Origin of the sequence: Nocardioides sp. ChNu-99, from assembly GCF_029493445.1 — a bacterium.
GTDB lineage: Bacteria > Actinomycetota > Actinomycetes > Propionibacteriales > Nocardioidaceae > Nocardioides.
In genome coordinates, this window is the sequence record NZ_JAHWBL010000021.1 from 24,746 (window position 1) to 37,282 (window position 12,537).

Annotated in this window: 12 protein-coding genes; 6 read left to right on the top strand and 6 right to left on the bottom strand. The window is 66.2% G+C overall.

Annotation, left to right across the window (positions count from 1 at the left end; all coding sequences use genetic code 11):
• Positions 1-9: 9 nt before the first annotated feature.
• From KK617_RS09075 to KK617_RS09085, 3 genes are all read right to left on the bottom strand, one after another.
• Positions 10-318, bottom strand: a complete 309-nt coding sequence (locus tag KK617_RS09075; protein ID WP_277499606.1) for a hypothetical protein — start codon at positions 316-318, stop codon at positions 10-12.
• Positions 319-476: 158 nt separating this feature from the next.
• The gene (locus KK617_RS09080; protein ID WP_277499608.1) at positions 477-1,025 is read right to left on the bottom strand and encodes a hypothetical protein; all 549 of its coding nucleotides are present in this window, start codon (positions 1,023-1,025) and stop codon (positions 477-479) included.
• Between the two features lie 47 nt (positions 1,026-1,072).
• The gene (locus tag KK617_RS09085) at positions 1,073-2,020 is read right to left on the bottom strand and encodes an NADP-dependent oxidoreductase (RefSeq protein ID WP_277499610.1); all 948 of its coding nucleotides are present in this window, start codon (positions 2,018-2,020) and stop codon (positions 1,073-1,075) included.
• A gap of 114 nt (positions 2,021-2,134) precedes the next feature.
• Here KK617_RS09085 and KK617_RS09090 point away from each other — a divergent pair, with 114 nt between their 5' ends.
• A complete protein-coding gene (locus KK617_RS09090; RefSeq protein ID WP_277499611.1) occupies positions 2,135-2,635 on the top strand; it encodes a MarR family transcriptional regulator in 501 nt (166 codons plus the stop codon).
• A 115-nt stretch (positions 2,636-2,750) separates the two neighbouring features.
• Positions 2,751-4,769 (top strand): TIGR03960 family B12-binding radical SAM protein, encoded by a 2,019-nt coding sequence (locus KK617_RS09095; protein WP_277499612.1) that lies wholly within the window; start codon positions 2,751-2,753, stop codon positions 4,767-4,769.
• Between the two features lie 455 nt (positions 4,770-5,224).
• Here the strand turns inward: KK617_RS09095 and KK617_RS09100 are convergent, their stop codons facing one another.
• Positions 5,225-5,986: a DUF4145 domain-containing protein gene (locus tag KK617_RS09100; RefSeq protein ID WP_277499613.1), complete on the bottom strand. Its 762-nt coding sequence runs from the start codon at positions 5,984-5,986 to the stop codon at positions 5,225-5,227.
• Positions 5,987-6,729: 743 nt separating this feature from the next.
• Between KK617_RS09100 and KK617_RS09105 the strand changes: the two genes are divergently transcribed.
• Positions 6,730-7,794, top strand: a complete 1,065-nt coding sequence (locus tag KK617_RS09105) for a DUF262 domain-containing protein (RefSeq protein WP_277499614.1) — start codon at positions 6,730-6,732, stop codon at positions 7,792-7,794.
• 2 nt (positions 7,795-7,796) lie between these two features.
• Positions 7,797-8,789, top strand: coding sequence for a hypothetical protein (locus KK617_RS09110; RefSeq protein ID WP_277499615.1), 993 nt, complete (start codon positions 7,797-7,799; stop codon positions 8,787-8,789).
• A gap of 130 nt (positions 8,790-8,919) precedes the next feature.
• Here the strand turns inward: KK617_RS09110 and KK617_RS09115 are convergent, their stop codons facing one another.
• A complete protein-coding gene (locus tag KK617_RS09115) occupies positions 8,920-10,422 on the bottom strand; it encodes an N-6 DNA methylase (protein WP_277499616.1) in 1,503 nt (500 codons plus the stop codon).
• Between the two features lie 288 nt (positions 10,423-10,710).
• On the opposite strand from KK617_RS09115, the gene KK617_RS09120 reads away from it, so the two are divergent.
• On the top strand, positions 10,711-11,217 hold the full coding sequence (locus KK617_RS09120; RefSeq protein WP_277499617.1) for an O-acetyl-ADP-ribose deacetylase: 507 nt from the start codon (positions 10,711-10,713) through the stop codon (positions 11,215-11,217).
• Positions 11,218-11,227: 10 nt separating this feature from the next.
• On the opposite strand, the gene KK617_RS09125 is transcribed toward KK617_RS09120, so the two are convergent.
• A complete protein-coding gene (locus KK617_RS09125) occupies positions 11,228-11,749 on the bottom strand; it encodes a cation transporter (RefSeq protein ID WP_277499618.1) in 522 nt (173 codons plus the stop codon).
• A 101-nt stretch (positions 11,750-11,850) separates the two neighbouring features.
• Between KK617_RS09125 and KK617_RS09130 the strand changes: the two genes are divergently transcribed.
• Positions 11,851-12,501 carry a hypothetical protein gene (locus KK617_RS09130; RefSeq protein WP_277499619.1) on the top strand — a complete coding sequence of 217 codons (651 nt, stop codon included), beginning with the start codon at positions 11,851-11,853 and terminating at the stop codon, positions 12,499-12,501.
• The last annotated feature ends 36 nt before the right edge of the window (positions 12,502-12,537 follow it).

Consider the following 12,537-nt stretch of genomic DNA (forward strand, 5'->3'; position numbering starts at 1 on the left):
CGGGGCCGCTCAGGCCCCGCCGCTCTCGAGCGACACCCACAGCGCGGTGAACGCCGCGAACAGCACGAGCAGCAGCGCGAGCAGCGTCAGCGCCGCGATCCGCCCGACGCGCGCGGGACCGGTGGCGCCCTTGGCCTCGAGGGCGAGCACGAAGCCCGCCACCATCAGCAGCGCCGGCACCCACGGCTGCTCGAGGAACGACGCGACGACGGCGGTCAGCGTCGCGGTGAGCGAGCCCCACGCCAGCCAGTCCTCGCGGCTCGCGGTGCGCGGGGGCGTGCGGCGGGGGGCGGGCCGCTCCACGGTCGTGCCGGTCATCGGTCTGCTCGCGTCCCTTCCTCGCCGGGCGCTCGCCCGCGCAGCGAGCGTACGGCGGCGCGCACCCGCCGTACCGGGGTTCGGTGAACCGGCACGGTCGTGGTCCGTACCGGTGCCGGGACTTGTCACGCACCTGACAAGTTCCGCCGCCCGGAGCCTCAGTCCGGCAGCCACGCCCACGGCTCGACGCTCGAGGCGTCGAACGCCCCGACCGCCTCGTCGGCCGTGGGCGCGGGCCGCGGCGGCGTCGCCCCGGGGGCCGTGACGTCGCCGGTGTTCGCGTCGAGCCAGTGGGCGGCGGGGAAGCGGGCGGCGAGCGCCGCCCACGACGCGTCGGTCTCGTCGGGCGCGGGCTCGACGAGGAGGAGCACGTCAACGCCGGGCTCACGCGCCGACCGCAGCACGTCGAGGGCCTGCTCGGGCGCGGCGGTCCCGGCGACCGTGCCGTCGACCGCCCGCAGCGTCCCGGCGGCCACGAGCGCGACGACGGTGGCGATGACGACGGCGTCGGCCGCGTCGGCGCGGTCGGGCGGCAGGCCGGGGGAGCGCACCATCTCCGCCCACGGCCCGCCCCACGGCCGGCCGGGGTCGACGACCGCGGCCGTGGGCACGAGGGCGACGTCCTCCCCGGCGGCCACGAGGTGGTGCACCAGGTCGTCGACGACGTCGGTGAGCGGCACGTCGTCGAGCACGAGCGCGGTCGTCATGGTGGCCTCCTCCGCGTGGGGTGCGCCGACCGTACCGGCCCGCCCGCTCATCCCTCCTCGGCCGCCACGACGACGACCTTGCCGCTGAGCGCCCCGGCGGCCGCGCGGGCGTGCACCGACGGCAGGGCTGCCAGCGCCACCCGCTCGGCGACGTCGACGACGAGCTCGCCGCGGTCGACGCGGGCGACGAGCTCGCCGAGCTGGGCGGCGTCGCTGCGCACGTAGAGGTCGATGCCCCGTACGCCGCGCGCCTCGTCGCTGGGAGCCGGCATCCACACGGTGGTGTTGACGACGACGCCGTTGTCGCGCGCCAGCCCGGCGAGGGCCGTGAGCTGCTCGGGGTCCACGGGCGCCAGGTTGAGCACGACGTCGACCGGCTCGGTGACCGCCGCGGTCACGTCGGTGGCGGTGTGGTCGACGACCTCCGTCGCGCCGCGGGCGAGGAGCTGCTCGCGGCTGCGCCCGCTGCCGGTGGCGACGACGTGGGCGCCGGCCGCGGCGGCGAGCTGCACGGCGTACCCGCCCACGGCGCCGCTCGCGCCGTTCACCAGGATGCGCTGCCCGGCCTGGAGGTCGGCGTGCTCGAAGAGGGCCTGCCAGGCGGTGAGGCCGACGACGGGCAGGGCGGCCGCGTCGGCGAGCGGGATCGTGGTCGGGGCGGGGGCGAGGCCGTCGGCGGGGGCGACGACGAGCTCCGCGGAGGCGCCGTCGACGACGAACGGCAGGAAGCCGACGACCCGGTCGCCGACCGCGAGCCCCGTGACGCCCTCGCCGAGCGCGTCGACCGTGCCGGCGACGTCGAGGCCGGGCACGTGCGGCAGCGTCAGGGGCATCGGGCCCTGCATGAACCCCGCGCGGATGTTGCCGTCGACGCTGTTGAACGACGTGCCCGCGACGCGCACGCGCACCTCGCCGGCGGCGGGGGTGGGGTCGGCGACGTCCTCGAGCTGCAGTACGTCGGCGTCGCCGTACTGGTGGAAACGGATGGCCTTCATGGCGGTACCTCTCTTCGACGGAGTGCTTCGAGTTCGAAGCACGAGGAGGACGGTAGCGCTGGTTCGAAGTCGAAGCAAGTGTTTCGAAGATGAATTAGTCGGTAGGGTGGCGTCATGCCCGACACGCCCCCGCCCCTCGCCCCCGTCGAGCTCGGCGCCTACTTCTCGCTGATGGAGGTCGCGGGCCTGCTGCGCCATGCGGTCGAGCAGCAGCTGCGGGAGGAGGGCGACCTCAGCTACGTGCAGTTCCAGCTGCTCGCCCGGCTGGCGCTGGACTCGCCGAGCGGTAGCGAGCGGATGACCGACCTGGCCGACGGGGTGGTCTACAGCCGCAGCGGCCTGACCTACCAGGCCGGGCTGCTGGAGAAGGCCGGCCTCGTGGAGCGCGCCCCGTCGCCGGACGACGAGCGGAGCGTGACGGTCATGGTCACCGCCGCGGGCCGGGCGCTCATCGAGCGCGTGCTGCCCGGGCACGTGGAGGTGGTGCGCCATCAGCTGTTCGCGCCGCTGTCGGAGGCGGGCACGCGGGCGCTCGGGGAGCTGTTGAGCCCGGTGCGCGAGCACATGCGCGCCGCGCCCCCGCGCTCGGCGGGCGCGCGGCGCCGTCGGCGCTGAGCGGACGGTCGGCCCGCGAGGGCCGCAGACTCGGCAGGGCCGGGGCTCGCGCCGTACTCTTGACGCTGGCCTGGAACCAGGCTGCACCGCCGTCCCCGACCACCGAGGTGTCCTCGTGCCGTCCTTCGCGCCCACCACCACCGGGCCCGAGTCCGTGTTCCCCCGCCTGGAGCCGAAGCTGCCGGGCGTCTCGAAGCCGATCCAGTACGTCGGCGGCGAGCTGAACTCGACCGTCAAGGACTGGGACTGCGGCGAGCAGGCCGGCACCGGCCCGACGGTGCGCTGGGCGCTGATGTACCCCGACGCCTACGAGGTGGGCCTGCCCAACCAGGGCGTCCAGATCCTCTACGAGGTGCTGAACGAGCGGGACTGGATCGTCGCGGAGCGCACGTACGCCGTGTGGCCCGACATGGAGGCCGTGCTGCGGGCCGGTGACGAGCAGGGCCCGATCCCGCAGTTCACCGTCGATGCCCACCGTCCGGTGCGGGCCTTCGACCTGTTCGGCCTCAGCTTCTCGACCGAGCTGGGCTACACGAACATGCTGACCGCGCTCGACCTGGCCGGCATCCCGCTGCACACCCGCGACCGCGCCATGGGCGACCCGATCGTGCTCGCCGGCGGCCACGCGGCCTTCAACCCGGAGCCGATCGCGGACTTCATCGATGCCGCGGTGCTGGGCGACGGAGAGGAGGTCGTGCTCGCGATCTCCGAGGTCGTGCAGGAGTGGAAGACGCAGGGCTGCCCGGGCAACCCGCAGCTGGGCCTCGGCCCGCGCGACGAGGTGCTGCGCCGCCTGGCGGTCTCGGGCGGCGTCTACGTGCCGCGGTTCTACGACGTCACGTACGGCGCGGACGGCACCATCACGGCGTACGAGCCGAACCTGCCCGGCGTGCCCCACCGCGTCCGCAAGCACACGCTGATGGACCTCGATGCGTGGCCGTACCCGGCGAAGCCGCTGGTGCCGCTCGCGGAGACGGTGCACGAGCGGTTCAGCGTCGAGATCTTCCGCGGCTGCACGCGCGGCTGCCGCTTCTGCCAGGCCGGCATGATCACGCGGCCCGTGCGGGAGCGCTCGATCGAGACGATCGGCAACATGGTCGAGAACGGCATCCGCAAGTCGGGCTTCGAGGAGGTCGGTCTGCTGTCGCTCTCGAGCGCCGACCACACGGAGATCGGCGAGGTCGCGAAGGGCCTCGCGGACCGGTACGACGGCTCGAACGTCTCGCTGTCGCTGCCGAGCACGCGGGTGGACGCGTTCAACATCAGCCTGGCCAACGAGTTCTCCCGCAACGGCCGGCGCTCCGGCCTGACGTTCGCGCCGGAGGGCGGCAGCGAGCGGATGCGGAAGGTCATCAACAAGATGGTGACCGAGGAGGACCTCATCCGCACGGTCGCCGCCGCCTACTCCCACGGCTGGCGCCAGGTGAAGCTCTACTTCATGTGCGGCCTCCCCACGGAGACCGACGAGGACGTGCTGCAGATCGCCGAGCTCGCCAAGCGCGTGATCGCGAAGGGCCGTGAGGTGTCGGGGCGCAACGACGTGCGCTGCACCGTCTCCATCGGGGGGTTCGTGCCGAAGCCGCACACCCCGTTCCAGTGGGCCGCACAGCTCGACCACGAGACCACCGACGAGCGGCTGCGCAAGCTGCGCGAGGTCGTGCGCGAGGACAAGAAGTTCGGCCGCGCCATCGGCTTCCGCTACCACGACGGCAAGCCCGGCACGATCGAGGGACTGCTCTCGCGCGGAGACCGCCGCGTCGGCGCGATCATCGAGGAGGTCTGGCGCGACGGCGGCCGCTTCGACGGCTGGAGCGAGCACTTCTCCTACGACCGCTGGATCACCTCCGCCGAGAAGGCGCTGGCCGGCACGGGCGTCGACCTCGACTGGTTCACCACCCGCGAGCGTGAGTACGACGAGGTCCTGCCGTGGGACCACCTCGACTCCGGCCTCGACAAGGACTGGCTGTGGGCCGACTGGGAGGACGCGCTCGCCGTGGCCGACGGCTCCAGCGACGTCGAGGTCGAGGACTGCCGCTGGACACCCTGCTACGACTGCGGCGTCTGCCCCGAGATGGGCACCGAGATCCAGGTGGGCCCGACCGGTCGGAAGTTGTTGCCGTTGTCGGTGGTGTGAGGGGGCACGCCAGTACGACGCCCTCCCCTCCGGTAAGCCCGACTTGTTGAAAGCAGGTGAGAGCGGCCCAGCGCCGCCCATCAGCGTGACGCCGTCATGCAGAGGGAGGAAAGGAGAGGGCTAGCGTGGGTTGCCTACCGCTGCGGATTGCTAGGTGTCGTTGCCCTGTAATGAGTTAAGCGCTTCCGCTTAGAGCGCGGTACCAGCGGCCGAGTGACCCACCTGGGTGGATACTGGACTTTCAGTAGTATCTACATTCGACCGCTGTATTGAGGGTGGTTTGCGTCGTCCGTAGACGTAACGGTCGCCGGCATGGATAGCGCCGCCGCGGATTCATAGCGAATGAAGCCCTTGGCGAGATTCGTCCCCGTGCGGGGTCGGCGTTGGTTCAGGTTCCGTTTGGAAAGGCGGCCCGATAGGCCATCCTGTCGCAACTCGTGCGACATCGGGAGGCTTCACGGCAGGTTGAGTACCCCCATGGCGTCGTTGATGGCCTTGATTCTGGCGGCCATAGCAGCCTCTGACTTGTCATAGAGTGCCGCGATCACGTGTGCGAGTATGGTCGCTCCCTCAAGGACCTGGGTAATAGTCAGCAGTTCGTCGTGGCTGCCCTCATTGCCGATGTACGAAACGGCTTTCAGTGCTTTCGCCAGCTCGGGCTCCGTCTTCGCGTACTCACTGATGCGCCGCCCGAGGGGGACCAATCCGCCGCTCGGGCTAGTGGGCGGCACGCCTTCATGAGCCAGCAATGCCTCTGCCGCGTAACGCAGACGGTTGGCGGCCGAACTCGGACTCACCCAGATAACTTTGGCGGCGCTCGTCACGCCATCAGCGACCTTAGGAGGAGTGTCTTTGGGGAGCCTAATGAGCCGCAGCGGCGGGTTGACGTACCGAACCCGGTAGATGTTGCCGAGCTGGCCGCGACTTGGGTCGAAACCCTCGTTGAAGACCAGCTGCCAGTCGCCGGCGAGGGTGACGCGTTCCCCGCACCCAGTGTTGTCGCAGTCCAAGTGCCCGTGGAAGGTCCCTGTGAGTTCCTCGGGCGGGCCCAGGTTCTTGAGGTGCAGATCGACAAGCTCGGTGCTGTGGGTGTCGGTCGACCTTGTCATCTCGGCCGGATTGAAGGAGAGGCTGCCGTAGACGCACGTAGGGCAGGCCACTCGCGGCCAGTCGTACTCGTCGAGCCAGCCGTCGAACTCTCTGATGTCTTTTGCCACGGGACGAGCGTACGGAAGTTACCGTCGCCACGGGAGGACGTTCTTAGCCCAGACACGGAGACGCCCACCGGTGGGGAATAGATGCCTGACATTGGGAACGCCAAGCGTGAGGTCACTGAATAGTATTGAGAAGGACTACGATCTCAGCTGCTCGAACTAGCGCGGTCAACCAAGACTTCGTCGGTCGACTCTCCGCAACGCCTGACCCTGTCTCCATGTGCGGAATCAGGTTCAGGTCCCCTGCTGCGGGCGCCGTCACGGTCCCGCGACAAGATTGACGGTTCACTTGGCGTCCGACAGCAAGTCAATGCGACCGTGAACGCCACGCATTCGAACGGGACGCCGTTTCCGGCCGCTAGCGGGTACATTTAAGAATGTTGTTTGCCCTCCTAGAACTCGAGCGTAAAACGGATTCGAACGACTCTGCCCGCCAGTTGGCGGAGCGTTCGGCGCCGCGTGACGTGATCGTGATAGCAGGCCACGTTCGTCCGATTGTTCCAGAACGCCAGGGGCCGACAACCGTGCGGGCCAATCAACTGCCTACCGGTCTACCTTCGGACCCAACCGGGAGTCGTTGTGGCGCGGGTCTCTGTCAGCACGGGCTTGACGTCAAGGAGCAGCATGGGCCACCGATGCGGCTTGATAGCCTTGCGGAATCCGAGTCGTCATGGTCGACTACAGTCACGTTCGCATAGGAATGAGGAATTGTGTCAGAGCAGCCATACGAGACGGTCAATAGAACAGTGACCACGCAGGACATGAGTTGGCTGCTTGAACAGAACCGCAGAAACCAACTCGACTTGGATCCGCCGTATCAGCGCCGGAGTGTGTGGACTCCAAGAGATCGGCGCTCATTCATGGATACAATCTTTAAGAATTACCCATCTCCCCCAATTTTCTTGCACAAGACAATCGATCTTGCCACGGGTCAAGCGATGTATCACGTAGTGGACGGGAAACAGAGGTTAAGCACAGTCCTCCAGTTCATTCAGAACAAAGTATATTTGCCTAACGATTTTGGCGATTCGCGATTCGATGGGAAACGATGGCGCGATCTGGCGGTCGATGACGAGGCGCGTTTGCGGCTATGGAACTACCGGGTGACGGTGGAAGAAATTGACGACGTCTCACCCACGTTCGTTCGCGAGGTTTTCGAACGTCTCAATAAGAACTCTCGGAAGCTGACCCCACAGGAACTTAGGCACGCGAGATTCGACGGTTGGCTCATCAACTTTCTCGAGGAAGAGATTCTTCAGCCGGTGTGGAAGAGATTCAAAATCCATACCACCGCCAAGGAGAAGAGAATGGCGGACGTTCAGAATTTGGCTGAACTTGCAATGGTGACGATTCGAAATCGGGTTTCTGGGTTTGACCAGGAGGACCTTGATGCCTTCTTTGCGGAGCATGATGAGGCCGAAGACGAAGATTCGGCCTTCGACCTGGAAGAATTTACTGGCAAGTTTTTTGCTACCCGTGACTGGTTGGACGATCTCGACAAACGTTCCGGCGTGGTATCTGAGGCTGCTCAGCCATTCTTGCACTTCTATACTCTTTGGGCCTACCTCGATGGCCTCGGCGATGCGCCGGGTGATGCTATTGCGTTTAGCATCCGCTACCGAGAATTCATGGAAGCAGTAGCTGCACACGACTTGACGACCGGGGACGATGAGTCGGCCTTGCAAGCCGAGAAAGGCGCCGTCGAACTCTTAGCAGCGCGGTACAAGGCCGCCTCTGTTGGCGCTACTACCGAAGAGCCCCAGCGCGTCGCCCGATTGAACGCTCTGCGCGAAGCCATGCAGTTGAGTTAATTGTGTTGAAAATTGACCCCAATCTGCGCGAGTCCTTCAACCGCCAAGAGCGGATCGCGAAGAGCCTCCGTGAAGAGGTTGACCGCGACCTGCAGACGCGAAAACTTCCATCCTGGCACTACGTCAGTCGTGTCAAGAACCTGGAAAGTTTTGCACTCAAAGTTGAGACTGGACGGATTTCTGCGCTTCATGAAATCGAGGACGTTTTCGCCGCTACATTAGTCGTGCCCGACGTCACTCAAGTTTCAGTTGCCGAAGACGTCGTGACGTCCAAGTACGCACTGCACGAAAGGCGCCCCCCCTCGCCGGAATCCACGAGCAAGTCTCCGGATAGTTTTCGGTTCGATGACGTACGACTGTACGTGCGATACATCCGCACCGAGGGCGAACGGACGAGCATCCCTGATGGTGCGCTCTTTGAGATTCAGATAAAAACCTTTCTGCAGCACGCGTGGGGCGTGGCGACCCATGACCTGATCTATAAGACTGAGCAACGAGACTGGCGCCGAGAACGGATCGCGCATCAAATTCGGGCGACCCTTGAGCAAGCCGAAGTAGTGATCGGAAGCGTCGAGACCCTCGCGGCGACACCAGCCTTACCGGCTGCGAGTCCCGAAATTGACGAACTCAATGCCATTATCTCGATACTCAAAGCCGAGTGGGAATCCGAGCTGTTGCCAGGGGATGTGCGCAGGCTCGCGGAGTCGATTTCTCACTTGCTACAGATCGTGGACAAAAGTCATAATGCGAACCGGCCCAGGATTCTCTCGGAGCTATTGTCATCTGGCAAGGCGAGGAGTTCGGGCGCCCACAGCATAGACTGGTCGCCTTACAGGTCTGTGTTGAACTACATAGCGAACGACTACGCAGATAGATTGAAGAGTAGGTTGAAGAATGGAGGGCCTAAACAGAAGGTTCTGGTCTACTCAGAGGTTCTCGATTCGCTATCAGTGTCGAGAGAGCAGGCTAGAGGTGCCGTTGTCGTCGATCCCTAGATGAGCCGCGGTGGCAGATATGACGCATGGTCGTGGTCATGGGCATGTGCTTCCACCACAAGCATCGCGGAGCCAGCTTGGTCGGGGTCGCCAATCCTGGTGTGTCCGGCAAGCCCTGAGACGCCTGGAGTCAGTTAACAGCTCCGACACTGCCAAAGACGCATCTGTCGACGAGTTCGTCGACCTCGTTCTGCACGAGCGGGGGGGACCAAGACGCGCCTAAGACGCGAAGCGTCTGGTCCGATGGAAAACGCATGATCCGCATGTCAGTTGCGTTCACCTGAGTGTGGCCGGAGAAGGTTCGAAAGAACTTATCAACCGGCGTACTGTTTAGCCAGATGCACAAGCCGCGGGCGAGTTCCAGGTCCATTCCTGCGCCGCGGATGTGCAAAACGTTGGTCTTGTTGTCGAACGCTATGCCCGAGTCCGAGACCTCGGGTGACCAAACTGCGGCGATTACGCGTCGCCTCTCTTCCTTCGTGGAGAATCTCTTCACAACTACATAATTGCCAGAGGGCAGCAAGCGTCGGGCGTCTCGCTCGGTTCGCAGCGCGTAGTGCTGCGGCTTCGCCCGGGCAACCGGCCATCGAATGACGCCGGCGTCAAAGTGGAGTGGATAGATCATCGGAACGGACGTCTCGTCGGCCTCGGTCATCAGGTTTTCGCGCAAGCGAAAGTCTACAATCTTTCCGGTTGAGACAGAAATGTTCAAAGAGGCCAGATCGCCTGGCAAAGCGAGCACTTTTGCGACATCGGCATCTTCCGTGGGGATCCGTATGAACTGGGCGGAATCACTGGGATCGACAACGTCCGTGGCGCGGACCAGCCGGCGGAGAGGCTCATCGAGATGCCCGAAACTCGTTGACAGGATCACTTGGTCAGCGTGACGGCCCTTCTGTGCGGCAATGACAATTGTTTCTTGAAGGACTTTGCTGTCGGAGAAGACCGCCGAGCGGGAGGCGAAGTCGTGAATATGGGTAAGGTGAACGACGCTCAGCAGGTATCTGCGAAATGGGGCGAATGTGGGCCCATTGGCAAAAGACCTGGGAGTTATGGCAACCAACTGACCGCCGTCATTTAGTTGATTCACACCCAGGGCCATGAAGGCCGCGTAGAGATTTGGTGTGTCGACTAGGTGTCCTGCCAGTTCGCGCCTAGCAGGGTGTATCCCGGCCAACTCGCCGTAGGGGGGGTTCATGAGAACCAGATCGAAGCCACCCAGGTGGGAGTGCCGAGTTATGCCAACTGAAGACTGGATGTAGTCCGCGTTGATGATCTCCCATGTCAGTGACATCTCAGCGGTAGTGGCAGCGGTTTCGCATTCCGCGATAGTCTCTTGAAGTGGGCCGAGGAGCACAGGGTCTAGTTCGTAGCACACAAGGTGAAGGTGCACTCCCGGAGCCTGTGAGATGAGCCGAGCTACAAGCGCAGCACTCAGCGATCCAGTTCCGGCTCCTGGGTCGAGCACTCGGAATGTGCCGTCAGACGGGAGCGTGACCATGTTAGTGAGCAGTTCAGCAGCCTTCGCCGGCGTAAAGTACTGACCCCGCCGCGCCCGATCTTCCGGATTCAGTCTGGCCAAGGTCGTCGAGCGGCGGAGTTCGGCCTGCTCGACGAGGTTTGTTGCGTTCACGCGGGCAGCCTACGGAACAGGATGACCCTCAAAGCAGGCTGACCACCGATGGCAACGCGCGCAGCGAGTAGGACCGATCCCGCGCGGGGACGCGCAACGACCGTCGGCAGGGGTACATGCGGTGGATTTGCGGCTACGTGTCCGGGTTGGGCATCCGCCGGGTCCAGTCATTTGCTCTGTCATTCGCGGGCGGTGCGTCGAAGTTTGCGCCGCAGCGTCCGGTGTTCCGAAGTGTCGTCCGCCCGGGCGTACTGTCGCGGCGAGGGTCGTCGTACTGAGGGAGGTCTGATGATCAGGTTCGCCGAGGTGACGGTCGTCGAGGGCGACATCACGCAGCAGCGGGTCGACGCGGTGGTCAACGCCGCGAACCGGCGCATGCGGGGCGGGGGAGGCGTTGACGGCGCGATCCACGCCGCGGGTGGGCCGGAGGTGCTGGCCGACTGCGCGCGCCGCTTCCCCGACGGGCTTGCCACAGGTGACGCCGGCTGGACGACCGCCGGAGTGATGCCCGCGCGGTGGGTGATTCACGTCGTGGGTCCGAACTACTCGGCCGGAGAGCGCGACCGCGGGCTGCTGGAGTCCTGCTACCGCCGCGCGCTCGAGGTGGCCGACGAGCTCGGGGCGAGCACGGTGGCGTTCCCGCTCGTCAGCGCCGGCATCTACGGCTGGCCGCGCGAGGACGCCATCGCCTGCGCGGTCGAGACGCTGCGCACCACCCCGACGCAGGTCCGCGAGGCCCGGCTCGTCGCCTACGGCCGCCGCGCCTACGACGAGATCGCCGCGGCGCTCGGCTGACCGCCGTACCTCAGCAGGAGGCGCAGCAGCCGCACGCCTCCGCCTCGACGGACCCGTCGGCGCCAAGGTCCCGCGGCGCCGTCGGCGCGCAGCACGCGTCCCCGCGCAGCGCCCCGACGCCCTCCGGCACCGCGACTGCGGCGATGACCATCGCGGCGACGGGGTCGGCCCAGCTGATGCCCCACAGGCTGTTGAGCAGCAGCCCGGCGAGCAGCACCGCCGAGAGGTAGGTGCACAGCAGCGTCTGGTGGGAGTCCGCCACCGCCGAGGGCGACCCGAGCTCGCGCCCCGCCCGCCCCTGGGCCCACGACAGCAGCGGCATGATCGCCAGGCTCAGCGCCGCGATGGCGATGCCGACGCTCGAGTGCTCCGCCTCGTGGCCGCCGAGCATTGCGCGCACGGCGACGAACGAGGCGAACGCGGCGAGCAGCAGGAACGACGTGCCGATCACTAGGAGCGCCACCCGCTCCCGCGCTTGGTGGTTGCGCCCGTCGTGCCGAGACGGGGGCCAGAACCGCTGGGCAGTGCTCACGCCGCCGCCAGACCGGTGACAAGCGAGACGAGTCGCCTGTGTCTGCGTTCTCATTATGGGCGTGCAGCGCCGCGAGGGCGTGAGCCGAAACGGGGGAGATCATGGGCTGGATCCGCAAGACCATCGTCGGGGCAGGTGCTGCAGCGGCCGCGCTGTCGCTCACGGCAGTCACCGCCATGCCGGCGGGCGCCGCGGCCGTGATCGAGCGCATCGACGACGAGCGGGGCGACGTCGGCGTCAGCTACGTCGGCGCGTACGGCCCCAGCTTCACGCCCGCCGTGCCCATGAGCAGCGTGGACGTCGAGTGGGTCACGGTGAAGCAGGTGGGAGCCAACCACCTGCTGGAAATCAAGGTGGAGGACGTCTTCGTCTACCTCCTGAAGTACGCGCGGTCCGGCGACAGGCGGGACCTGAACGTGGCGGAGCAGCGCGTGCACGGCGTGTACCGCGGTGTGGAGGTCTCGGTGCGCCCCACCCAGGCCGGGACGGCGTTCTTCGTCGAGGCCACCGTCACCTGGCACGCGGACGGCAGCAGGGAGCGCTGCGCGACCGCCGGGCAGGTGACGTTCTCCCGCGTGCACGACCTGGTCGGCCTCACGCTGCCGGACGCGTGCCTCCCCGACGAGCTGTGGTACGACCACCTCTCGGCGGGGGTGAACATGGTGCTGACCCGTGAGGTCGTCGTCGGAACGCGCACCGTCTCGGAGTCCAGGCGTTACGCCTTCGACAGCGCCAGCACGTACAGGCAGTAGCCGGGCGGTCGGACGAGGCGGGGCGTTTCGTGCCGT